20 protein-coding genes are annotated in these 24980 nt (G+C 41.4%); 13 read left to right on the top strand and 7 right to left on the bottom strand.

Annotated elements, in window-relative coordinates:
- The first annotated feature begins 258 nt into the window (after positions 1-258).
- A complete protein-coding gene (locus AB5754_RS04355) occupies positions 259-5418 on the top strand; it encodes an LPXTG cell wall anchor domain-containing protein (RefSeq protein ID WP_368250664.1) in 5160 nt (1719 codons plus the stop codon).
- 158 nt (positions 5419-5576) lie between these two features.
- Here AB5754_RS04355 and AB5754_RS04350 read toward each other — a convergent pair whose 3' ends face one another.
- A complete protein-coding gene (locus AB5754_RS04350; RefSeq protein ID WP_368259480.1) occupies positions 5577-6593 on the bottom strand; it encodes an LPXTG cell wall anchor domain-containing protein in 1017 nt (338 codons plus the stop codon).
- A gap of 591 nt (positions 6594-7184) precedes the next feature.
- Here AB5754_RS04350 and AB5754_RS04345 point away from each other — a divergent pair.
- The 4 genes from AB5754_RS04345 (at position 7185) to AB5754_RS04330 (ending at position 12900) form a co-directional block, all read left to right on the top strand.
- Positions 7185-8861 carry an ABC transporter substrate-binding protein gene (locus tag AB5754_RS04345; protein WP_368250668.1) on the top strand — a complete coding sequence of 559 codons (1677 nt, stop codon included), beginning with the start codon at positions 7185-7187 and terminating at the stop codon, positions 8859-8861.
- Positions 8862-9176: 315 nt separating this feature from the next.
- Positions 9177-10244: an ABC transporter permease gene (locus tag AB5754_RS04340; protein ID WP_311834341.1), complete on the top strand. Its 1068-nt coding sequence runs from the start codon at positions 9177-9179 to the stop codon at positions 10242-10244.
- Positions 10244-11182, top strand: a complete 939-nt coding sequence (locus tag AB5754_RS04335) for an ABC transporter permease (RefSeq protein ID WP_311834340.1) — start codon at positions 10244-10246, stop codon at positions 11180-11182. Before AB5754_RS04340 ends, AB5754_RS04335 begins: the two co-directional genes overlap by 1 nt.
- Positions 11179-12900 carry a dipeptide ABC transporter ATP-binding protein gene (locus tag AB5754_RS04330; protein WP_368250671.1) on the top strand — a complete coding sequence of 574 codons (1722 nt, stop codon included), beginning with the start codon at positions 11179-11181 and terminating at the stop codon, positions 12898-12900. Before AB5754_RS04335 ends, AB5754_RS04330 begins: the two co-directional genes overlap by 4 nt.
- A 59-nt stretch (positions 12901-12959) precedes the next feature.
- Here AB5754_RS04330 and AB5754_RS04325 read toward each other — a convergent pair whose 3' ends face one another.
- The 4 genes from AB5754_RS04325 to AB5754_RS04310 form a co-directional block, all read right to left on the bottom strand.
- Positions 12960-13943 carry an aldo/keto reductase gene (locus AB5754_RS04325; RefSeq protein ID WP_368250673.1) on the bottom strand — a complete coding sequence of 328 codons (984 nt, stop codon included), beginning with the start codon at positions 13941-13943 and terminating at the stop codon, positions 12960-12962.
- Between the two features lie 92 nt (positions 13944-14035).
- Positions 14036-14467, bottom strand: a complete 432-nt coding sequence (locus AB5754_RS04320; protein WP_368250675.1) for a GNAT family N-acetyltransferase — start codon at positions 14465-14467, stop codon at positions 14036-14038.
- Between the two features lie 160 nt (positions 14468-14627).
- Positions 14628-15716: a MupG family TIM beta-alpha barrel fold protein gene (locus tag AB5754_RS04315; protein ID WP_311834336.1), complete on the bottom strand. Its 1089-nt coding sequence runs from the start codon at positions 15714-15716 to the stop codon at positions 14628-14630.
- 16 nt (positions 15717-15732) lie between these two features.
- A complete protein-coding gene (locus AB5754_RS04310) occupies positions 15733-16623 on the bottom strand; it encodes a BadF/BadG/BcrA/BcrD ATPase family protein (protein WP_368250678.1) in 891 nt (296 codons plus the stop codon).
- Between the two features lie 152 nt (positions 16624-16775).
- Between AB5754_RS04310 and AB5754_RS04305 the strand changes: the two genes are divergently transcribed.
- The 8 genes from AB5754_RS04305 to eis all read left to right on the top strand — a co-directional run bounded on the left by AB5754_RS04305 (position 16776) and on the right by eis (position 23814).
- Positions 16776-17510 (top strand): alpha/beta hydrolase, encoded by a 735-nt coding sequence (locus AB5754_RS04305; protein WP_368250680.1) that lies wholly within the window; start codon positions 16776-16778, stop codon positions 17508-17510.
- Between the two features lie 17 nt (positions 17511-17527).
- Positions 17528-18427, top strand: a complete 900-nt coding sequence (murQ, locus tag AB5754_RS04300; RefSeq protein ID WP_368250681.1) for an N-acetylmuramic acid 6-phosphate etherase — start codon at positions 17528-17530, stop codon at positions 18425-18427.
- 26 nt (positions 18428-18453) lie between these two features.
- Positions 18454-19323, top strand: coding sequence for a MurR/RpiR family transcriptional regulator (locus tag AB5754_RS04295; RefSeq protein WP_311834332.1), 870 nt, complete (start codon positions 18454-18456; stop codon positions 19321-19323).
- A 168-nt stretch (positions 19324-19491) separates the two neighbouring features.
- Positions 19492-20793 carry a PTS sugar transporter subunit IIC gene (locus AB5754_RS04290; RefSeq protein WP_368250683.1) on the top strand — a complete coding sequence of 434 codons (1302 nt, stop codon included), beginning with the start codon at positions 19492-19494 and terminating at the stop codon, positions 20791-20793.
- A 19-nt stretch (positions 20794-20812) separates the two neighbouring features.
- Complete coding sequence (locus AB5754_RS04285) at positions 20813-21076, top strand: acylphosphatase (RefSeq protein WP_311834330.1); 264 nt, start codon at positions 20813-20815, stop codon at positions 21074-21076.
- Positions 21077-21081: 5 nt separating this feature from the next.
- Positions 21082-22227 carry an exo-beta-N-acetylmuramidase NamZ domain-containing protein gene (locus tag AB5754_RS04280; RefSeq protein ID WP_368250684.1) on the top strand — a complete coding sequence of 382 codons (1146 nt, stop codon included), beginning with the start codon at positions 21082-21084 and terminating at the stop codon, positions 22225-22227.
- A 13-nt stretch (positions 22228-22240) separates the two neighbouring features.
- Positions 22241-22564 carry a hypothetical protein gene (locus AB5754_RS04275; protein ID WP_311834328.1) on the top strand — a complete coding sequence of 108 codons (324 nt, stop codon included), beginning with the start codon at positions 22241-22243 and terminating at the stop codon, positions 22562-22564.
- A 77-nt stretch (positions 22565-22641) separates the two neighbouring features.
- On the top strand, positions 22642-23814 hold the full coding sequence (gene eis, locus AB5754_RS04270; RefSeq protein ID WP_368250685.1) for an enhanced intracellular survival protein Eis: 1173 nt from the start codon (positions 22642-22644) through the stop codon (positions 23812-23814).
- A gap of 71 nt (positions 23815-23885) precedes the next feature.
- On the opposite strand, the gene AB5754_RS04265 is transcribed toward eis, so the two are convergent.
- The gene (locus tag AB5754_RS04265) at positions 23886-24332 is read right to left on the bottom strand and encodes a DUF305 domain-containing protein (protein WP_368250686.1); all 447 of its coding nucleotides are present in this window, start codon (positions 24330-24332) and stop codon (positions 23886-23888) included.
- 229 nt (positions 24333-24561) lie between these two features.
- Positions 24562-24980 (bottom strand): isochorismatase family protein (locus tag AB5754_RS04260; protein ID WP_368259479.1); only part of this gene is annotated, 419 nt, incomplete at its 5' end.

Raw genomic sequence — 24980 nt, 5'->3', positions numbered from 1 at the left:
CACACTCATAAATCTCATGCTATTTAAATCTAATTCTTTAATAAAAAACGGGGTATATTTATTGATTTTATAGGTTTTTATCAAGTTTTAATAATCTTGCGTACCATACCGAGTGTTTTTGTTTAATAAAAATTGAAAGTTTTATTTCATTTTGTTATCATTGAAATGTAATGTTTTTGGTTTTGATGAAAATGAAAATGAGTATTTTGTCTATACCGAGTGTTGTGGGTTTTAGGAAGAGAAAGGGAGATTGGAAAAATGAAGAAAATAAAACGAAAACTTGCTGTCTGGAGCAGTATTTTTCTATTAACTAGTCAATATGGACTGACTATTCCCCGGGTAGTGCATGCTGAGACTTCGGATACGCCACTTGAAGAGGTGGTGGAAACAACAGATGGAAGCACCCAAGGAGTAGCCACGAAGATTTTAAAAACAAGTTTGAAGTTTGTGGGAAAACAGGGACTTAAATTAGGATTGTTGAATGTGGAAGGGCAGGCAAGTGATCCAATGGTTAGCTCCATGGCAACTGCTGCGTTGAGGGTCGTTTTTCCGGCTAAAATGGTTTTTAGAGAAATAGATCAGATGAAAAAACAATTGCAAGCCATTAATGATCAGCTAGGAGCTCTTAGTCATCAAGTAGATCAGCGCTTTTTAGAGTTGGGTATTAAGGATCAAGAGAATGAGATTAACAATAAACGAACAATTTTCGTCAATATTGGTGAGCGGTATAATGAATTATCAGAAAAATATGATGCTGCTATAGAGGCCTATCGAGTATATGGGGACGATCCTTCAACTGCCAATTATCAAAATTTTTACGATAAATATGTAGCGTTAAATGATTTTTTGAGTGGAACGGATATGGAAAAAATGGAAGGAAATTTTAACACTGATTTGAATACTCTTGTAGATTTATTAGATCCTAAAAACAACAATCAAGGAAATCAAACTAGCCAGAATTATCTTTATAATGTGCAAAAATATGCTGCTAGCACCATGGCTTTTCGTCATCAATCCTATGATTTCATGGCCTCATCTTTTGAAGAATTGGTGGGCTACGCATTAGATTATTTAATGACTTATCGTACCTATACAACAACTAGAATAGAAGAGCAAAAAAATCTGATTTACAACATGCAAAAACAAGGGGATCGAACTTCAATAATCTCCAAAATTAATAATTTAGAAACAAACTATCAATTGGCTTCTAACAAGCTATTAGGAGCAATTGAAGCTGCAGCGGAGCACTATTTGGCGCCTATAGCTAAAGATCAATCGACGGAACATGATCGTGAGGACAGAATTGGAATGGATTATTCGTCAACCAATGACGGCAAGGTCCACGATGCATGGCTCGAAAATACTGATCCCGAAGAGAAGCCAAACTATACTACGAATGCCGTGGATACTGATCGCTATTTATATTTTTATCGGGTTAAGCCGATTGGAGAAGAAGCCAATGATAGCCAACCTTTTGGTAAAGAAACATCAAACTATTATATTTTAAATCATGGTACAGGAACGGCAGAAGAAAAAAAAGAAGGGTACCGTCGCTTACGTACGTATAATTTGTGGCATAAAAAGGACTTTGATTTGACTATCCTTAAAAACAACACTTTCTTTGTAGCTGCTGATTTCTTTAATTTACGTAGAGCTTCGGATACGAATATGGGAGCAGATTTGTTACCTTATATTCATGATTATGACGAACTATTCAAAATGGAAAGTTACTCTTTTGCTAATAAGAATCTTACAAAGCATTTGACTGAAACAGGAGAATTGCCTAAAAATAATATTGTTGGTGAAAATGATAAGTGGTTGTTAAATTATTACACGGAACCTAAACAAAATAATAGGGCTGAAATCGCAGATGGTAAGATTGGCCTTACGGATACTCGAGTAATTGAACCTGGTAAAACTTATAATATAGCGAGTATGGAAACGGATAATTTATCTGAAAAAGAATATGCAGATGAAAAAAGTGACGATGAGCCCTATTTAGTGATTTTGAAAAATACTGGTGTAGATGGTGTAGAACATTACACTGTTAAAAGTGAAGGGGTGAATGCTGAACTCATAACAATTGACATAGCGGATGAAGACATCAATAGTCATAACAAACATCACGTTAATTCTGGGGCAGATGTCTCAGTTAAAGTTAACCTACCATCTGCTGAAAAAGGCTATAAAAATCAGCTCACTCAATTAGTGGCGAAATATCGGAATGGTCCCGTTTATCAAGAATTGTATAGTAATCAAATCGAAACAGCAGAAGGCGCTACCACCAGTGTAAATGAAAATTTCGAAGTTCCGACAGAATATTCAATGACTGTTCCTTACGATGATACGGTTATTTCGGCAGAATATGAAACTATCAAAGAAAGCTACGAGGTAAACATTGAGGCAGATCCAGTAAATGGCTATGCAAGTTTCTCCGCAACCTCATATTTACAAGGAAAAGCAGAATTTGATGAAGAAGTAGAAATCAATGTTTCACCAGTGGAAGGAAAAGTGGTTACTGGCGTGGAAATTACTTCAGAAGATGGTACGAAAGTGGTAGCGAACCGGGTAGCTGCTGAAGAAAGTGGGATACCAAGTCTTGGGGGTGGGGTTTTCCGCTTCAAGATGCCGGCAGGAAATGTTACGGTAAAACCTCTTTATGAAGCTGGAGTTATCGTAGATTTAAAAACGGATCCCAATACGATTAAAGCAGAAGACGTGATGAGCTTTACTAATCTAAATCTTTGGGATACCAATCTTTTGAACGATATCTTTGATGAGAACAATCAAAAAATTGAAGATACGGTTATCAGAGGGACGTTTGCTAAAGAAGCCGACTTGCACTTTACTGCCAAAAATGCGGAAAAGTATGCCTTAAAATCTATCCTAGGCGACATCCCCGGTTCAGCCGATGATGTGGACATTCCTTTAGAAGAGTCCGGTAAATACCAACATACACTGCCTAAAAAAGTGACAAGTAGCTATTCCTTGGTTGCCCAGTATCTGGATTTCAACAATAAATCTGATCAAGTGAAACTAGCGAAAACAAAAGGCGGGAAAGTCAATTTTGAAGGAGTACCAAATACGGTGGAAGAAATGCCTTTTACAGAAGGGGAGACCGTAAACATCAACATTGCGCCTGATGCAGACTGGGCCTTTGATGAAACGCAACTGAAAGTAACGTTCAATGGGATAGAAACGGAGGATTACCAGCTAAAACAATTTGTTGATAAAGATGATACCCCGAAAGCGCAATTGAGCTTCAAGAAAATTGCTGGGGCCGTCCAAGTGGATATTGGCTTTACCCAAGAGAATTTGGTTTACCTAGAGGACGAGGGGGGGAGCTTGCGCTTTAAAGAAAGCAACACCAATCGAGAAACCTATGCCGCCGGAGAGAAAATTCAAGTCAAAATTGATCCTTTTGATAAGTTTATCAAGGAGAGCTTGCAGATTGTGGCAGAGGGCAAAGAGGTTGTTACGAAAGATCAAGTGAGCTACGATGGGAATCTGCTTACTTTTACGAAACCAGATACTAGTGCTGTAATCACGGTAAAAGCTAGCTTTGAGGTAGAAAACACCATTACCAAAGTAGTGGAAGAAATCGGCAAAGGACAAAATGATTTCCAAGTGTTAAATGAAAAAGGAGCAGAAATCACCAAAGCCTATAGCCGTGATGAAGTAGTGGTAAGTATGAGCTCTGAATCCCAAGAAAAACTAGTCCAACTTTTGGTAGTCGGGGAGGTCAGTGGGACAAAGACTGCACTAGATTTGACCAAAGAGCTGCGTTTTACGATGCCAAGAGAAGCGATTCGCATCGAGGCCAGCTTTGATAATGAACAAGGTCGAGATGACAACCATCCTGATCAGAATAAGGACGGTCACTACGTCTTAAAAACCTATGAACACTTTCTCCAAGCAGGCAAACTGATGAACTTGCCATTAAAGGACAACTCCTATAAAACTGCGACTTATGTGCTAGATCGGATTGTGGACTTTAAAGACCAAGCATGGCAACCATGGGGGAGTGCAGAACAGCCCTTTACCGCTACATTAGACGGAAAAGGCTTTGGGATTATCAATCTGAATCTCCAAGGAAGCGCCTTACTTGATACCATTGGCGAAGAAGGAGTGCTGAAGAATTTAGGTATTCTTTCAGTGAAAGTAAAGGAAGTGAAGACTCCTCATTTCTACGGGGGTGTGCTTGCTGGTCAGAACTACGGGATTATTGACAATGTCTACCTTGGTTTAGCGCCAGAAATCACCCATGTTCGAGTTAATGATCAAGTCAGCTATCCTCGAGAAGCACTAAATCAAGCCGTTATGCAAAATGGCTATTATTTCGGGGGTGTGGTAGGTAAAAACTATGGTAAAGTCATGAATACCACCAACTATCTTAGTCTTCAAGGTCGTTCCCCAGAGGATATTTCTAAGCCGATAGGGGGGATAGTGGGATTTGCCTATCCTAGTAGCAGTGTAGTCAATAGTACTAATTTGGGTGAAATTGATACCTCGAAATCAGGAAGCTCCACATCTACTAATGGAGGGATTGTTGGTAGCGATGGTAAGGGAACAATCGTAAAAAACAATTATGCTCATTTCGATATCATAGGTTCTTACTCGGATGTAACGCCTATTACCAGTGGGCTTCTGGGGAATTCAACCGCACCTTTAGATAACTATTATCGAGGAGTAGATTACGAATATAAGGGTACTCCTGGAACGAAATTAACTTCTGAGGAGATGAAAGTTAATTCTTTCAAAGACACGCTAAATGCCGGTGTGGCCGCTAATGCCGAACTGAAAAAATGGAACCGCAAAGATAATCGCAATCAAGGTTTGCCGTTTATGGAAGGAGGACACGTCTTTGTCAACCAGTTGTCCCAACAATCCTTAAGTGCGGGAATCTTTACCGTGACCAGTCACGTGCCGTATGACACCACCTTGGAGCTAACCAACTTAAGTGACAAAGAAGATACGGCATTCTTTAAAAATGCAGTGAAAGCCGGCAAGATTGAAGAATTGGTGGACTTGAGCTTGCAACATCCCGATGGGGCAGTCAAAGCGTTTAAAGATGCTGAAATCAAAGTGGATGTTTCCAAATTTGAAAAAGCCAGCGAAAATCGCGGCTTCAAATTGCTTCATCACACGGGAGAAAAAGTGGAAGAAGTGGCATTGAAACGAGAAGGGAATAATTTGGTGGGCCGAGTGGATTCCTTATCACCATTTGCCTTAGTTTCCGCAGCAGATGAAAAAGATATCGTAATCGACGAAACACCGACAAATACAGAGGATAAGACGGGGAAAGGCATTTTGCCGAAAACCGGCGAGAAAGTCACCATGAGTTTAGCCGTGGTAGGTATGATCCTTTGTGCTGGCGTGGTGGTGTATTACTTCAAACGCCGGAACGAAAAAGAATAATTTGGTTGTGTGGGAATTTCCCTTTTAATGAAGCTCCTTGACTAGCTGTGTTGCTGGTCAAGGGGCTTTTTTTGGAGGGTTTCAAGTCTTGTAAAAGGAGTAGGTGCAGTTAAATAAAAAGTCAGCGCTTTGAGACGCTGACTAGTAGATAGTAAAAGTTATTTTCTGTTTTTCAATAAGAAAGCGGCTCCCAGTAAGCTAAGGCCGATTAAAGAAAGGATTCGATCCTTTGTCGTATTGGTTTTGGGTAGCACTTTTGCAGTCACGCTTTGCCCTGATTGCCCAGAATTAATTGGGCTTTTTGTGAAACTAGCACTTCCAGCAGTGTTAGAGACAATCGGAAAAGAGGAGGTTGCAGGCTCTGATGGTACCGTAGATTCAGAGGATGGCGCAGTTTCAGAGGAGACAGTAGGCTCTGTGGATTCAGAAGATACGGTAGGTTCAGTCTCTGAAGGTGCGGTTGAATCAGAAGGCTCTGTAGAATCAGAGGGAACAGTGGATTCCGATGGTTCCGTGGATTCGGAAGGGCCGGTAGACTCAGATGGCTCTGTAGAATCAGAAGGGCCGGTAGATTCAGATGGTTGCGTAGAATCAGAAGGGCTGGTAGATTCAGATGGTTGCGTAGTTGAGGCAATAATGGTTTCAAAAGTAATCGTACCTGCATTTTGGCTGATGGTATTTCCAAAGTTTGTAGCGATACGGATGGTCAACATGCTGAGATTATTCAAGCTACCTAGTGCTGCTTGTAATTTGGCTTGGTTAATGGAAAAGTGTAAATCAAAAGTGAGGCTTTTTCCATCGTCGCTAAAGCTAGTATTGTCTAAGCCGATGCCTTCAATCCAATCCGGCAGTGGGGTAGCAGAACCTGCTTGGGCGCCGCTCCAATTGGCGCTTAAGGTCAGCATACTTAAGTCCAATGTGTCCATTGGGGATTTAGAAGTAATTTGGATTTTTAACCTGTGGGTTTCGTCAGCCGTTACGCTATATTGATAGGCGGCATCTGAATTTTTAGGCTGATCATCGAGAGATAAAATCGTCACGTTATTGGTTTCGTCTTGATTCATTAAAGTACCCAGACTTGCGCTAGTTTCCCCAGAAATTGCAAAGCTAGGCTGGGTGTAGCTGACTAAAGACAGCCCAGCTAAAATCGTTGTAACCAGCAATAATTTTTTCATTTTATTCCTCATCCTCCAATCAGGCGTTATACCTGTTCTCCTTTTAAAGTCCATTAAATTGGACTAGACTAATTTTATACCGACGTTGTTTGAATTTCAAGGGGGCCACTGTAAAAACGGGTTTTTTCCTGATTTTTGAGCCAAATTGACAGGAATCCGTGTATTTTGCGATACTGGGTAAATTAATTTTTTATCATGTTTAGACTAAATAACAGCTAACTTTCGGGAAAACAAGGGAAGCTAGCTGTTTTTTGCTGTGCTTGAGAAAGAGGACATCTTCCAACAATTGTCAAAACAGAAGAAATTTTCAGAAAAATAGAACTTTTCTCTTGTTTCGACACTCCATTCTATGTATAATAAACCATAGTATTTTTATGGAAATTTTCCGACAATTTAAATTAAGAAAGGAGCTTTTATAGGAGGAAAGCAAAAAAGTGTGATTTTATCACCTTTTTAACCGATGTTTTTTGAAAAAAAGCTAATTTTACTTATTTGATTTAAGTAAGGAATGAAACAAGGGATTTTCATGAGGTATAAAGATTTTTATTTTGATTATATCTTGAATAATTATTAAAAAGTGGGGGTTATGGTATGAGCGAAAAATCATTTCAGAAAAAAGCATGGACGGCCTTAGGGATTAGTTTGGCTTCTCTATTGGTGCTGTCGGCCTGTGGGTCAAATTCAGACAAAAAAGCCAGTGGTGGTGGCAGTACGCCGGAAGACACAGTGGTTTTAGGAACCACGGATAAGATTGTGACCATTGACCCAGCTGGTTCTTACGACAATGGTTCATTTATGGTAGAAAACAACATCTATCCATTCTTATATAACTTCCCTTATGGTTCCGATGTGCCGGAACCGGATATCGCCGCGGAAAAAGGAGCGTTCTCAGAAGACGGCTTAAGCTATACCGTGAAATTAAAAGAAGGTTTGAAATTCGCCAATGGCAATGAGTTAACGGCTTCTGACGTGGTCTTCTCCTTTGAACGGGTGGTAACCATCGGCGAAAACGGCAAAGATTTAGGCAATGGCCCGTCATCACTTTTGGCGGATATGGAATCTGTGGAAGCCACAGATGACCATACCATAGTCTTTCATTTGAAGACACCAAACAATGTCACTTGGGAGCAAGTCCTAGCGACACCAGCGGGACCAATCGTGGATGAAGAAGTTTTCAGCCCTGATGATTTAACGCCGGATGCAGATATTGTCAAAGAGCAAGCCTTTGCCGGTCCGTTAAAAATTGATACGTATGCCATTAACGATTCCATCGCTTATTCCAAAAATGAGGATTACCAAGGAATTTATGGGTTAGCCAAATCTGACAAGTATCAAATGAAATACTATGCCGATGCTTCTAATATGAAATTGGACATTCAAAATAACAAAATCGACGTAGCTTTCCGTTCCTTAACTGCAACGGACGTGGAAGACTTGGAAGCCAAAGACAACGTGAAAGTTCACGAAGGGCCTGGTGGAGAGTTGCGCTACATGACCTTTAACATGGCGATTCAACCATTTGGCACGGAAACTGAAGATGCAGACGAAACCAAAGCTTTGGCGGTACGGCAAGCCATCGCTCATTCCATTGACCGGCAAGCCATCGCCGACAATGTATACAAAGGGACTTATGAGCCAGCTTACTCCTTTGTACCATCTTCATTCACTGGCTTTACGCCAAGTCTAAAAGAAGCGTATGGTGACGGCAATGGTGCCCCAGATGCGGACAAGGCTAAAGAAGTCTTGGAAGCAGCCGGAATTGAAACGCCACTGGAAATCAACATCCAGTACAATGGGGATCACTATGGTTCTTCTTCACCAGATGAATATGCGGCCATTAAGCAACAATTGGAAGAAACCGGACTCTTCACCGTGAACTTGGCTCAAACAGAGTGGTCTACTTACTCCAAAGACCGGGTTATCACTGATGAATCCAATGGTTCTTATCCAATCTACCAATTGGGTTGGTTCCCTGATTTCTCTGATGCGGACAACTATTTGACCCCATTCTTTGGCAAAGATAATTTCGTCCACAACGGTTACGACTCAAAAGACGTTCAAGACCAATTGGCAGCGGAAATTTCTGACTTGGATCACGACAGCCGCACTAAGAAGATCGAAGGCTTGCAAACTACATTAGCTCAAGATTTGCCAACGATTCCATTGTTGGAAGGCAAACAAATCGCCGTTTCTGGAACAGATGTCAAAGGGGTAGAAGATACATTAGATGCTTCCTTTAAATTCCGTTACGGTGCCATTTCCAAATAAGTTTGACAATTGTAAATCCGGTGGTGAGTACACCGCCGGATTTGCTGTTTGGTGCTGAGTGTTGGTGGAAGTGGTGGGATTTATTTTCCTTAGCTGAGGTATTGCGGCAGCTGAAGAACTGGTTATCCTTACTTCCGGTAAATTGCTCACGTCACTGCGGGCAAGGAAAATGCCAAAAAGTTCATTTGCATTTGGCAATCTCACTGCCACCTGTATCATCCACCTAAAGTGAGGCCAGACTGCTTTACCAACTGTTGTTTCAAAAAAAGAAATCCTTGTCTTGCAAGGATTTTAATAGGAGAGAGGATTTGCTACATGGAGAAAAAGCACATAAAGTCCCCCTTAACCAATAGTTTTTTCCGCTACTGTCTGACTCGTTTTTTATTTGTGATTCCGACAGTCTTTATCTTGGTGACGGTGGTCTTTTTCTTGACTCGTTTAACCGGGGATCCGATTACGGTAGCTTTATCAGGAAAACTGCCCCCAGCGGAAATTGCCGCTCGGGTGCACCAAGCAGGCTACGATCGGCCGGTCATCGTGCAATACATCGAATATTTAGGCAACTTGTTACAAGGAGATTTGGGCAATTCCACCTCCATGTCCATGCCGGTCACGGAAATTTTAAAACAATACGGCGCGGCCACCTTTGAACTGGCGATTTTAGCCACAATTGTAGCCTTAATCGTGGGGATTCCATTAGGGAAATTAGCGGCTCGTTATCGTGATCGCTGGCCGGATGTGGTGATTCGGCTGTTTTCCATCGTTTGTTATGCCACGCCGGTGTTCTTTTTAGGCTTGGTATTAAAACTGATTTTTTCTGTTTACATTCCGATTTTGCCTTCCAGTGGCCGGGTGTCGGCTTTTTATGAAGCCCAGTTGCAAAATGTGGCTCATCCTACAGGCTTTAACATTATCGATTCTTTGCAAACGGGAGATTCGGCGATTATTTTAGATGTCTTGCAGCATTCTGTTTTGCCGGCATTGGCATTAGGTTTACTGACGGCAGCTACTTTTATTCGCTTGATTCGAACCAATTTGATTTCCACATTGTCTACGGATTACGTCTTTGCCGCTCGTTCCAAAGGGGTGACAGAAAAGCGGATTGTCAACAAGCACGCCTGGAAGCCGGCGTTAATGCCGATTATTACGGTGATGGGGATGAATATCGCCATGATGTTAGCCGGTGCGATTTTAACGGAAACCACCTTTGAATGGAAAGGTCTCGGCTACCAAATGTCTCAAGTGATTAAAGCGAGAGACTTTAATGCAGTCCAAGGAATCGTCATTTTAATTGCGGTAATTGTTTCATTGACCAACTTTATCGTTGACGTGGCAGCCGCTGCCATTGATCCAAGAATTCGCCAGAAGGAGGAGAGCAAATAATGGAAAAAGTAAAGGAATGGCCATTGATTAAGCAAATTCGCCAGTCTGTGGGCTTGCAACGTTTTATGCTCTTAACCGGTTTGGTGATTATGATTTTGTTTTTATTATGTGCTTTATTTGCCCCCCAACTGGCCCCTTATGGTTTTTCTCAAACCAAAGCGGACGGTCTGGCCTTTATTCCTCAACAAGCACCAGGAGAAGGACACCTATTAGGCACCACCGTGGGGGGATTAGACGTATTGTCTCGGGTGATTTGGGGTTCGCGGACAGCCCTTTTGGCGATTATCGTTTCTGTGGTCGCTTCCCTTTTTATTGGGACTTTTCTAGGGCTGGTGGCCGGTTATTTCGGTGGCTGGTTTGACCGGATTATGGTAATGATTGCTGATGCGGTCTACTCTTTTCCTTCTTTGTTATTGGCCATTGTCCTCGCGATTATGCTCAATGCCAATGGCGGTAGCGTCATGGGAGGAATCATGTCTGCAGGGATTTCCATTACCGTGGTCTTTGTGCCTCAGTATTTGCGGGTGGTGCGCTCAGAAGTGATGAAGATTAAAAACGAGGCTTACGTGGATTCTGCCAAAGCCATTGGTGCTTCCACCAGCCGGATTATTTTCCGCCACGTATTGCGCAACTCCACCAGAACGTTGCCGGTCATCATCACCATGAATGCCGCCGAAGCAATTTTAACCTTGGCAGGACTGGGCTTTTTAGGTCTAGGAATTGAACCTTCCGCCGCTTCCGAGTGGGGTTATGATTTAAACCGGGCGATTTCAGACGTTACCGCCGGCATTTGGTGGACGGCGATTTTCCCAGGTTTGGCCATTGTAATTGTGGTGATTGGCATCACATTGCTGGGAGAAGGATTAAATGACTTAGCCGATCCGCGATTGCGCCTGCGGAAGAAACCTACAGCATTTGAAAAGGAGGCGGTAAAATGAGTTTGAATACCAAAACTGCCGCAGACGTAGCCCAAATTGACGGCTTAAAAGTCCGATTTAGTACTGATAGTGGCGATTTCGATGCGGTAAAAGACGCTTCTTTATCCATTGCCCCCGGTGAAATCTTAGCACTAGTAGGGGAATCCGGTTCCGGCAAATCCGTGACCTCAAAAGCGTTGTTGCAAATGCTACCGGACTCTTCCATTGAAGCCGGCACTGTGCTTTTGCGCTCAGGAGACAAGGGATTAGTAGATGTGCATCAGCTTTCTAGCAGTGAACTGCGAAAAATGCGTGGGGTGGACGCTGCCATGGTTTTCCAAGAACCCGCCACCGCTTTAAATCCAGTTTATAAAGTGGGCTGGCAAATTGTGGAAGGCCTGCGAGCTCACCCAGAACTCTCCGGTGGGGTGAAATTGACCAAAGAAGCTGCCCGGAAAAAAGCCATTGAAATCCTGGGCAAAGTAGGGATTCCTGATCCGGAAATTCGGGTGGATTATTATCCCCATCAATTTTCCGGAGGGCAAAAACAACGGATTGTCATCGCCCAAGCCTTAATCTTAGGCGCAAAATTGATTATTGCAGACGAACCCACCACCGCATTAGATGTGACCGTCCAAGCAGAAATTTTGGCATTGTTAAAAGAAATTCGCGCCGAGTTTAACACCGCCATTTTATTAATCACCCATAATATGGGCGTAGTGGCGGATATGGCGGATCGAGTTATCGTTATGAATCAAGGGAAAATTGTAGAAAGTGCCGATGTTTACGAACTTTTTGCAGCCCCGAAAGATGCCTATACGAAAAAACTGCTGGCAGCTGTACCACGAATCGAAGAAGCTACCCGCCGCGCCAATACTCGGAAAAAACCACTGTTGGTGGCTCCCGATGCCGATGCTCGTCCAGAAGACATCGTGGTGAAAGCCGAAAACATGAGCGTCACCTATCCAGCTCAAGGAGGCAGCCCCGCCTTTCAAGCAGTGCGAGACGTATCTTTTGAAATTCGCAAAGGAGAAGTCATGGGCTTAGTAGGGGAGTCCGGTTCCGGCAAATCCACCATTGGTCGGGCAATTATGGGCCTGTCGCCTTTTGCTGGCAAATTAGAAGTCTACGGCCAAGTGCTCTCAGACATTCCCACTAAAGAACGCCGGCTCTTGCGCCAACGCATCGGCTACGTTTTCCAAGACCCCTATGGCTCCTTTAATCCACTGTTGACTATTGGAGAAGCAGTGGCGGAACCCATGGTAGTCGCCGGGCCGAACTCCCCTTCTGGTTTTGGAGTCAAAAAAGTCAAAGACGCCCAGGCTCGAGTAGCAGAACTCTTGGAAATGGTTCACTTGCCAAAAGCCTTTGCCACCCGTTTCCCTCACGAACTCTCCGGCGGCCAGCGCCAACGCGTGGGCCTAGCCCGAGCGTTAGCCTTGCAACCAGATTTCATTATTGCCGACGAACCCACTTCGGCATTGGACGTGTCCGTGCAAGCAGAAGTCTTAAAGATTTTCTTGGAACTGCAAGACGAATTGCAGTTTGCCTGCCTCTTTATTTCCCATGACTTGGCAGTCATCGACATGGTGTCTGATTACATCACCGTCTTGTACAAAGGCCAAATCATGGAAAAAGGCACCGGCGGACAAATCTTAACCGCACCAAAAGAAGACTATACCAAGAAATTGTTGGGCTCATTGCCTGTACCAGATCCAGTGGTGCAGAGGCAGGGGTAGAAATGGGGAAACAAAAAGGCGCAGTCTACTGAGACCGCGCCTTTTTGCTATATCAATCATTACCAATTTCCATGCACTTGTGCCCGGATATACTGATCGTAAATCTTTTCCACGCCTTTCATCTGAGCCGGGGTCAAATCCGGAATCTTTGCTGCGGCTACATTGGAAATCACTTGGCGATTATTGCTAGCTCCCGGAATTACCGTGGTGACCGCTTCGTGCATTAAAATCCATTTTAGGGCGTAAGGAATCAAATTCTCGGTTTGGAACAATGTTTTCAATTCTTGAACGGCTTTTAAGCCTAGGTCATAATCCACGCCAGAAAAAGTTTCTCCTTTGTCAAAGGCCTCCCCGTTGCGGTTAAAGCTGCGGTGGTCTTCTTTGCCAAAGGTGGTGTCTTTGGTGTATTTTCCCGTCAAAAGACCGCTAGCTAACGGCACTCGGGCGATTACGCCAATTTTCTTTTCTTGTAATGTGGGGAAAAGTTCTTCGGCGGGTTTTAAACGAAACATATTGAAAATCACTTCCACGGCGCTAATAGGATACTGACTAGCGGCCAATGCTTCGCTGACTTTTTCCACGCTGACTCCGAAAGAGCGCAGTTTGCCGGCTTGTTGCATTTTGTCTAACTTGGTGAAAATTGCATCTTTTTGATAGACAGAAGTGGGTGGGCAATGGAGCAGCAACATGTCCAGTTGCTCAGTTTGCAGTCGTTTCAAACTAGCGTCGGTAAAGGCTTCAATGGCTTCTGGTGTATACATTTCAGCAGTGTGAGGAGTAAGGGCGCGGCCACATTTCGTGGTGACGAAAAAGTCATTGGGATTTTCTTTCATAAAGTGGCCAATGGCTTTTTCGCTTTCCCCATCGTTATAAATATCCGCGGTATCAATCATGGTAATGCCGTTTTCTTTTGCCGTTTGCAAAATTTTTTCGGCTTTAGCAGGGTTGAAAGCCTCGCCCCATTTGGTGCCCAACTGCCAAGTTCCTAGGCCAATTTCTGTAACAGGGGCATTGATTTTTTCAAAAACACGTTTTTTTACCATCTGCAATTCACCTCATAGTTTGATTTTGGTGTGTTTCCATTATCGTGAAAAGTATAACATGGAAGGGAAAAATCGGTTACAAAAAGGCCTTGTCACAAGGATAAACCCATTTTCACGTGGGGGATACCATCTTCTAAAAATTCCTCAGAACACACCACAAAGTCCGCTTTTTCATAAAAACCTATAGCATAACACTGGGCTTCGATGACAATCTGGCGGGCATGAAAGTGGGCTTTGATTTCTTTAATGCCACTAGCTAAGAGCTTTTTTCCCAGACCTTGCCCATGGGTTACCGTCAATACCCGACCCATCTGCACAACACCGGGCTCTTTTAAAAAGGCTCGCAAATAAGCTAGTACGTGACCTTCTTCTTGGAAAAACAGGTGTAGGCTCTCTTGATCTTGCCCGTCGATATCTTGGTAGGCACAGTTTTGTTCTACCACAAAGATTTGTGAGCGAACTTTTAGGATTTCGTAGAGTTCAGTGGTGGAAAGTTGGGGGAAAGTTTTAACGATTAAATTCATGAGAAGCTCCTTTTTTAAATGGATTGGTTAACGTGATTATACACAAAATAAGCAGAAACGAGGTACTAGCTTACCGATTAAAAAACTAGCACCACAAATAAATAAAGAAAATCCTCAGATTAACTGGAGCGTATAGTTAATCTGGGGATTTTCGATTGTTTTAATCCAAAAATTTAAACTTACTCCATGGTTTTATAAAGTCCAATAAGAGGAGTTCTTCTTGGGAAATACTACCAACTTTATTTTTCCGAGAATCAGCGTGAGGTTCCAAAACAATTTGCAATTCATTTTTGTAAATACCGAAGTCATCATTGCCGATGAGGATATCTCCTCGTTGGAATTCAATCTGATTATCGTGAGGTTTATTGGCTTCTTCTTTGTAATAAACCCGAGTCATGGTGGAGCGAACTACTAAATTATTCATATCACCCCGGCGATAATGTTGGTGTTCCAAAATAATTTTTTTCTCGATTGGATTAGCTTCTGCCACAAAATCAATATGAAATTGAACTTGATAGCGATTGGTTTCAGCCAAGGCTTTTAATTCAGCTTCAGAGGCGTAGGCATTTCCGATAATGACATCGTCAATCATTCCCGTGGCAAATAAATGTTTAGCTTGTACTTCAATAGGTAACTTGCGATCCACTTCTAAAGTAGGCAGGCCATCGTTGACATTCCAAGGGCCTTGTCCTCCCACTTGGCTGGCAACAAAAGCCGCCGTATGAATACCAAACTTTCTAAAACGTTGGCTACAAGTCATGAAAAAATCATAAGGCAGGCCAGTTCCGACTTGAGGATAAAAGTTGTGGCAACCATAAATAAACGGGCTGTTTGCTTGATAGCTCATAATATTATTCAAGTAATCTACATCACTACTCATATTTAATTCAATAATTAAGCCATATTCATTGTAGGAAAGCATAGCTTCAGTACTGCCATCAAAGCCTTGATCTAAACGAATCCCCGCTACGTGTAAATCGTGGAAAAATTTTAAGTCTGAATAACTGATACCCAATTGATCGAAAATGCGGGGCGAAACATCAAGAATGGTTTGATAGCCGAGTTCGTTACCTACATCTACTATCTTCTTGAATTTTTCCTTGGTTTCTTCTACAGAGCCTTGAACTTCTAACATACTCATAAAAATTCTAGTAAAGCCATATTGGTGGCCTAACTCTAAGTATTTTTTATCTGCTTCAAAATCACTGTGGTCGGGGTAAATGGATAATCCTAATTGTCGCATGGTCATAGTAAAACACTCCTTTTTATTTTTCCCATCTGGACCAATAAATTGCGCCATGACTATTATTGGTAGCTACGGTATGAATTTCTAGTTCAGGATAGTGGGTTTGGATGGTGGTAACCAAGGTATCGCGATAGCTGTCATTGTTGGTGAGAACTGAACCAGATAAAGCCAAGCGTTTCGGACAGGGTTTTTGGTACTGCTTCAGTAAGCCGAGGACTTCTGTTGCTAAGGCGATTGCTTGATTGGTAATAATTTGTGTGGCTTCCATGGAACCAGCAGCAGCTTTTTCTCCGATTGACTTGGATAAGGAGGCAATAGATGTACGATCAAGATGATAATACTTTTGAACGACTGCGGTTAAACTTTCTACTTGAAAAATTTTTTGGATAAACGGAATAAAGTCATTTTGTTTATTTGAATCTTGTAAATAAAGGGCGTACTTTACAGCGGCTTCAGTAATCTTATAGGCGCTGCCAGTATCGCCTAGTAAAAAGCCCCAACCTCCATAACGCAATAACCGCTTATTTTGACGGCCGTAAACCACTGAGCCGGTACCGGCAATGACCAATGTTCCATCGTGACCTTCCAGTCCATTTAATAAGGCCAATTGAGCGTCACTAATCACTTTTACAGGCACTTGAAATTTTTCGGTAAAGAACTGGGAAACTTGAACAGCTGTACCGGTGGTCTCAATGCCGGCAACCCCCATCACCACGTATTCACAAATTTGAGGCTGCATCTTCTCCAGTAAACGGCCAATGACATCAGTTAAGTTGGTAATGGTACTGTCGTAATTCAAAAAAATATTTCCCGGACCACTTTCCTCTTTGTGTAAAACATCGCCAGTCATTGATAATGCTTCTCCGGTGATGTGGGTGCCACCGCTATCAATGCCAATTATATAACTCATTTCAATCCCTCTTTATCCATAATAAATTTAATAGTCAGTAACTTGCTTTCGTGATTATTATAAAACATTGAAAAAAAATTTCAATGTTTGATTGAAAAAAATGGTTTTTTGTTTTATAAATAAAGTATACTTTTGATTGAAGGTGTGAATGCATGGCGTTTTTAGAATTAACAAGATCTGCTAAAATACTCGATTTACAAACCACCGTCCGAGTTATTTTACCAGATATAATTGAACCGAAGAAAGAATTACCGGTGATTTGGCTCTTTCATGGATTGGGAGATAACGGTAGTGCTTGGGCGCGAAAGACCAATTTGGAACAACTAGTTTCAACGAAAGACTGGGTAATCATTATGCCTGATATGGGTCGTAGCTTTTATAGTGATATGACCTATGGTGGCAAGTATTGGCAGTATTTAACCTGTGAATTAATCCCTCAAATGCAAAATCTTTTGCCGATTAGTCAAAATCCAGCTGATAATTATGTGGTAGGAAACTCTATGGGAGGATATGGGGCGCTGAAATTAGCTTTCTCTTATCCAGAAAAGTTTAGGGCAGTAGCTGCGATTTCACCAGTTGTTGACTTAAAGGTTGTGCCTACTATTATGTCTGATTACCAAGGGGTATTTGGCGAAAACGGGGTGTTTGATTCGCAAAATGAGTTATTGGCAATCGCGAAACAAGCGCCAGTTAAGGATTTAGCCACAATCAAATTATTTCAAATTATTGGAGATGAGGATTTTCTAAAAGAAGACAACGACCGTTTTCATACTGAAATGGCATCAGTACCGATTGAAACAGACTATCAAGTATTGCCCGGTAATCATGATTGGATTTTTTGGAATGAAGCCATCAAAAAAGTGTTAGATTGGCTCAATCACATATAAGAGGAGATAAGCAATTAATGAAACTGACAACAGAAATGCGCAATCCAGCGACCATGCACATTGACACGCTGACTACTGAAAATATTTTACAGATGATCAATCAACAAGACAAAAAAGTAGCTGAAGTTATCGCTCAACCTGCTATTCTTACGGTTATTAGTCAAATGGTAGAGCAAATTGTAGCTAGCTTTAAAAATGGTGGACGACTGTTTTATATCGGCGCTGGGACTAGTGGCCGTTTAGGTGTGTTAGATGCTGCGGAATGTGTACCAACTTATGGAACAGACCCTGAAATGGTGCAAGGAATTATTGCTGGGGGAAAACTGGCCATGACGGAAGCAGTGGAAGGAGCTGAAGATTCCTTAATTGGTGGCAAAGAAGATTTAATTCAACACCATTTGTCTGCCAATGATTTTGTACTAGGTTTAGCAGCTAGCGGCACTACTCCTTATGTAATCGGTGCTTTGGATTATGCTACTGAAATCGGTGCAAAAACCGGAGCATTTAGTTGTAATGAAATGGCCCCCGTTAGCCAACACGCGCAATATGCAGTAGAAGCGGTGGTGGGGCCAGAAGTGATTACCGGCTCTACTCGAATGAAAGCTGGTACTGCAGAAAAACTATTTTTAAACATGATTTCTACCACTGCGATGATTAAAATGGGGAAAGTTTATGGTAATCTAATGGTAGACGTCAAACCGACTAATGAAAAGCTAGTTGATCGTGCGAAACGGATTATTTCTGATGCGACAGGAGTAGACTATGCTCTAGCAGCAGAATACTATGAACAATCTTGGCATCAACCGAAAGTGGCCATTGTGATGATTAATGGCGGGGTATCCCGAGAAGTGGCAATTGATGCGTTGAAACAAAATGACGATTTTATTGCGAAGGCATTAGCAAGTTTGCGCAACTAAATAAAGTTGTAGTGAGGATTGATGAGATGTCAGTTAAAGGGCGAATTTTAAATGCCAGCAATGATTTATCTGCGGCAGAAAACAAAGTGGCGAATTATATTTTAGAACACCCTCAAGAGGTGCTAAAGATGACTGTGGGACAATTAGCCAAGGTAGCGGATTCTAGTCCCGCCTCTGTGATTCGCCTCACCAAACGTTTAAATATCGGTAGCTTTACGACTTTAAAGATTTTACTGTCCTCTGATTTAACGAAAAACAGTGAAGAAAATCAGGGCTATAATGAAATCACCAAAGATGAGCCACTGACCAATATCAAAGAAAAATTGCTAACCAGTGCCCAACAATCAATTCAAGAAACCATTGATCAAATTGAGGAAAAAGAAATCAATGAACTAGTCGAACTGTTGATAGCTTCAAAACAGTTGCTTTTATTTGGGGTAGGAGCTTCTTTTCTAACCGTTGAAAATATTTCTCAAAAATGGGATAGAGTAGGGCATACTACTATTTCTGACAATGATCTAAATATGCTGTTACCAAAGATTATCAATACCGATAAAGAGGACCTTTTGTGGGTGATTTCCAATTCTGGTGAATCCCCCGAAACGATTTTGGCTGCCAAAATGGCGCGAAAAAAAGGATTAAAAGTCGTCTCTCTCACGAAATTTGGCAATAATACTTTGGCCAAATTATCTGATATTGCCATTCATACATCACAACCGGTGGAAAGTACCAATCGAATTGCCGCCACTAATTCCTTGTTAGCCCAATTTATGATGGTGGATGTAATCTTTTATTACTTTGTCAGTAAGACCTTTGATACCAGTGAACAATCACTACGAGAATCTGCTGAAATCATTAATGAGTACAAACGCTCCATCAATAAAAAAGGAAATTAAACGAGTAAGTGGTGATCACAGTCAATGGCTGTGGTCATTTTTTTACAGCAAAATTTTAATTAAAGAAATTTAATTTCAATAATTTGTTTATTGTGTTGAAATTTTAAAACACAGTGCTATACTATGTTTGTAATTATAAAACGCTTTTTTGGAAGGAATGAACTTATTATGAAAAAGTTTTTAAGTTGGATTGAAGCGAAACTCATGCCACCAATGGTTAAGCTATCGCAAAACCGGTATTTAGTTTCAATCCGGGATGGGATCATTGCCACGATGCCATTGGTAATGTTAGGTAGTTTCTTTGTATTATTTGCACAATTTCCCATACCTGCTTATCAAAAATTGGTCGCACCTTATGTTGCAACCATTATGTTACCTTATCGAATTACCGTAGGATTGATGGCTGTCTATGCTGCGTTTGGGATTGGGTATCAATTAGCGAAACGTTATAAATTGGATGCTTTATCTAGCGGTTTGATTTCCATGGGGGCCTTTTTAATGACCACCACACCGGTTTTGGCAAATGATGCCGCTGATGCGAAAACCTCTTTAGGAATGGTTCTACCAATGTCTTACCTTGGTGGTGCCGGAATGTTTACGGCGATTATTGTAGCGATTATTGCTGTGGAAATTATTCGTTTCTGTAGCACTCATAATATCGAAATCAAGCTTCCTGATTCCGTGCCAGCTTCTGTATCTCGTTCTTTTGCAGCAATTGTTCCTTCTGCAATGGTAATCATCTTAGTCTGGGTTGTCTGTGGTGTTCTGAAATTTAATGTCAATGAAGCTTTGATGCAACTCTTTAAACCAATTGTCGATGTAGGTATGAATTCTTACTTTGGTTTAGTTATCCCACCATTGTTGATTACTGTATTATGGGCAACTGGGATTCATGGTGATTCTATTATTGGGAATTTAGTTCGTCCTTTCTGGTTGATTTTATGGCAACAAAATGCCGATGCTGTAGCTGCTGGTCATGCTGCTCAAAATATTGCCACAGAAGGTTTTTACACCTTTGTTTGGATTGGTGGTTCCGGTGGTACTTTAGCACTATGTGTAATTGCGATGTTCTTTGCAAAATCAGCTTACTTAAAAGAAATCGGCAAACTATCAGTGGTACCAGGTATTTTCAATATCAATGAACCAATTATCTTTGGTGCACCAGTGGTCTTAAACCCATTACTAGCAATTCCTTTCATCGTGGGTCCATTTATTACTTCTACACTAACTTATTTTGCTATGAGTATGGATTTAGTGAATAAAACGTCAATGCTAGCGCCATTTACCGTACCGTTTCCAATTATGGGGTATATGATTACCCAAGCCGATGTTCGGGCAATCCTGTTAATGCTGATTAACTTTGCTATCTATTTAGCAATTTACTACCCATTTGTTATGATGTATGACAAGCAATTACTTGCAAAAGAAAACGAAGAAGCGCATCATGAAGCCGATACAGTAACTGCATAAAAGTTTGGAGGTTATCAAGATGAGAAAGAAATTAACTATTCATGGAGAACTAGCCGATGGCGGAGTAAAATATGTGGCGCAACGCTATGCTATGCAAATGCATCTAACTGGTGTTTCATCACGAGGCGCAGATGGAACAGTAGTGATTGAGATTCAAGGACCTGAGGATAAATTGCAACAATTTAAAGATGAAATTGCCAAAGGAAGTCAGTTTTTTACTGTAACCAGTATTGATGAAGTAGAGATTCCTGAAGTTTCCGAAAAAATGTTTAGAGTGGGCTGAGTAAAATGGCAAATCTCCTTTTAGGAATCGAAAATCTTGAGGTATACGTGCCTCTGATAAAAGGCAAACGGGTTGGTTTGATCACCAATTTCACCGGTGTAACTAGCACCTTTGAGAAAAACTATGAATTGTTAGCTAATTGGTGTCACGTCGAAAAATTATTTACTCCAGAACATGGTCTCCACGGTGTTGCTGAAGCAGGAGAGACTGTTGCTAGCTACTATGATGAGCAGTTGGCAATGAACATTGTCAGCCTTTACGGTGAACGACATGCACCATTAAAAAGTGATGTAGTCGATTTAGATGTGTTACTTTTTGATATTCAAGACATTGGGATTCGTTACTACACTTATATTTATACGATGTATGAATCGATGAAAGTTGCAAAAGAAGCAGGGATTCCTTTTATTGTAATGGATCGTCCTTTACCATTAGGCAGAAAATATCCCTTGGGTAAGACTTTGACCCCAGCGTTTTTTTCCTTTGTAGGTTTGCTTCCTTTGCCTAATAGCTATAGCTTAACCATTGGGGAATTGGCAAACTGGATTCAGACGAAAAAAATGCCTTCGTTGGCATTGACTGTGGTACCTTTGAAAAATTGGGACAGTCAAGCAGATATTGTTCAAAATGGTTTGCCATGGCTAGCCCCTTCTCCTAATTTACCTACACTAAATGCAGTGAGACTTTATTTAGGATTGTGTTTTATGGAAGGAACCAATGTTTCAGAAGGCCGGGGAACCGTTTATCCTTTTGAACAAATCGGAGCTCCTTGGATCGATGGTTCAGCCTTAGCTAAAACCTTGGCAAAAAAAGTTTCGCCGAAAGATTGCCTGTTTCAACCTACTTGGTTTGTGCCACTAAGTTCCAAACATACTGGGACTGTCTGTCAAGGCGTGCATTTCCACCTGATGAATCCTGAATTTAACACGTTAAAACTGGGCTACTTGGTTTTAGAAACTCTGAAGGATTTATACCCTGAGGAGTTTGATTACAGCCTAGTATCAAAAGATATCGGCGTGGCGCATAAATTTATTGAATATTTGGCGGGGACGCAGTTGGCTGATTCAGTAGACTTTGAGAAGATTGCCACAGACTATGGGAATGAGAATGAAGTCTTTGAACAGCAGGTAGCTCAGTATTATCTTTACTAGAAGGAGTGGCATTATGATTACGACAATCACTTTATTTATCGTTTTGGCTGTTTTGTTTGTTCTTTCAACAGCGCTTGTTGAAAAAGTCTATCAATCCGGTCATCAGATCAACAGTTTTTTAGTTGGTGGAGCCAGCTTTCTGGTGCTTATCTTAGGACAAATCTTTTTTACTAATCCAGTAGTGATGTATGGAATTCAAGTACTTTTCTTATTTGGTACAATTATCTTTTTCATGTCTGCCACTAGAAATTACAAACTGCTAATGAGCGGTGAGGGCAATGGCTGGTTGGCTAAAAAAGTGAAACGCCTGAGAGCTGCAAATCAGAAACATTCTTAGCCAAAAGAAAAGAGCTTGGGACTTTTGTTAAGTTCCAGGCTCTTTTTAAAAAATATAAATCAATAGTAGGTGAGAAAATGAAGATAAGTCAGTTTAACGAAAGCGAGTTTCAGCAATCAATCGCACTGCGTAAATATGTTTTTCGCTCTCCTTATACCAAAGCAAAAGCGGCGGATTACCAGTTTTTATTGCAAATTGCCGATAGTATCGGGGCGTTTGATGATCAGGGACGCTTGTTAGGGCAAGTGCTAAACTTACCAATCTTTTACAACTTTTACGGTCAAAAAGTACCGGCAGTAGGGGTCAATCATGTGGGCGTCTTTCCGGAAACTAGAGGGCAAGGTGTAGCTGGGAAATTGATGAAGGCAAGTCTTCAACAAGCCTATCAACGAGGACAAGTTTTAAGTATCTTACAGCCCTTTTCAGTTGCCTTTTATCGGAAATATGGTTTTGACTTATTTGCCACACGGATTCATTATCAGATTTCAAAAGAGCTCTTTCCCCAATACACTCATGAAAATGTCTACCGCATTGAGCGCTGGGTGAGAAGCGAAATGTCCCCTTCATTGATGAAAGTGCTTTGCGAGGTCTATGAACAATTTGCCCAAAAAAGAAACGGTACTCAAATACGAGATACCAATTGGTGGCGACGCATGGATTTACAATTTCCTGAGCTTAATTATGCCGTTATCTATCAGGCTGATGTTTGTGTTGGGTACCTCAGTTATCGAATTGTGGATACTAATCTGGAAATCATTGATTTTATTTATGAGAACAGTCAAGCTGCTAAAGAATTATGGAATTTTGCCAGTGCTCATCAGTCTAATGTTTTTCAAATTTGCGGTACGACGACTAACGCTGAAAGCATTAATTATTCCTTTGCAGATCCGCGGATTGACCAACGACTTTGGTACAACACCATGATTCGCATTGTGGACTTGCCGCAGTTTTTAAAACTTTGGTTTGCTCAATTTCCAGCCGTGAAAAGTTTTACTTTTTCAGTCATTGACTCTGTCGCTCCTTGGAATAGCGGGTGTTATCAAATTTCTGGTGACACAGTAAGTAAATCTGTCACTGAAAAGCTAGATTCAGACTTGGTGGATATTCGGGAATTGGCTGCCATTTTCTTAGGACCATTGACGAAAGGTCAATTGAAAGAACACTTAGACGATGAAAATCGGCCTTATTTGGAGCCTTTGCTAATTAGTGCAGAAAATAAACTACCCGCTCATTTTTTAGGAGAATTCTAGAAGAAGTCTTGTAGGTGGAATTATCACAATATAAAAAAGCATGGCACGCCATGCTTTTTTTACATATCACCCTACTCCTCCAACTTCTCAATCAACTCTTTCATCTCTTCAATCTCTCTTTCTTGAGCGTCAATAATCTCTTGGGCTAGTTTTTTGACTTCGGGATCACTTAAATTTGCCCGCTTACTGGTGAGGACTGCGATGGAATGGTGGGGGATCATGGCTTTCATCCACGCTACGTCATCTACTGCAGTCTGGCTACGCACCATAAACAAAGAACCGGCAAAAACCAAAAGGCTCACCGCTAAAATTGCCAGATTGCCTTTTTTACTAGGGTACATTTTCCACATAAAAAGTAACATCACAATGGCCATGGCAGCCCCCATCATCAACGCCATAAAAGCCCTTGTTTGGCTGAAAAAGAAGTGGCTGAAGGCATAAAGGTTAAAATACATCATAAAAAACATCAAAATGGTGGAGACGGTAATCATCAAGAAAAATTTAAGGTACTTCTTCATTTTTTTTTGCTCCTTTCCATAGTGTTAAATTGTCCTGTCCATAAGCCAATCCTGAGATAGAAAAAAGCCCCCTGATCAACGAATCGCCAAGGGGCCAGTGTCATTTTTTGCAGACCAAGGCATCAAAAAAATTCCATAATCAAGGCTTGCAATAGGGATCTAATCCCTTTGTTTCACCCTTTTTCGCAGCAAGTAAAGCAACTTTCGCCAATTTCAAAGCCGGTCAAAACTAGCGGACTTTCACATTGAAATCTTTTATTAAGGCCGCTGCTTCGTTATTTAGATGATTTCCCGCCACGTAGTTTCTATCTATTACAAAATCTGCTTCAGGGAAGATGCTCTGTAAAGCTAAGGTATTCGCCAAGACACACAGACTAAGCTCCGTTCCTACTATTTCAATCGTCTTTGATTGTGAAGAAGGAGCCAACTCTTGAATTGCCAATAAAGCTTTTGGCGGTAATGTAAAATAGTGTTTTTTTACAATGGTTTCACTAACTAAAGGGGCTAAGGCGGGAATAATCTGTAACGCCACGTTTTCTTCGTCTTTATTTTGATATTCCACCGGGATGTCCCGGGTGAAAATCACTAGTTCTTCGCTTTTACGGGCATGATCCAGCCGCTCTTTGATTTTAGGTACCAACTGTTTGG

This window comes from Enterococcus sp. 2201sp1_2201st1_C11_2201SCRN_220225, assembly GCF_040925905.1.
In the GTDB taxonomy this organism is placed as follows: domain Bacteria; phylum Bacillota; class Bacilli; order Lactobacillales; family Enterococcaceae; genus Enterococcus_C; species Enterococcus_C asini_A.
Note: the sequence above shows the minus strand (reverse complement) of the source record. Positions and strands in the feature narration are given on the sequence as shown.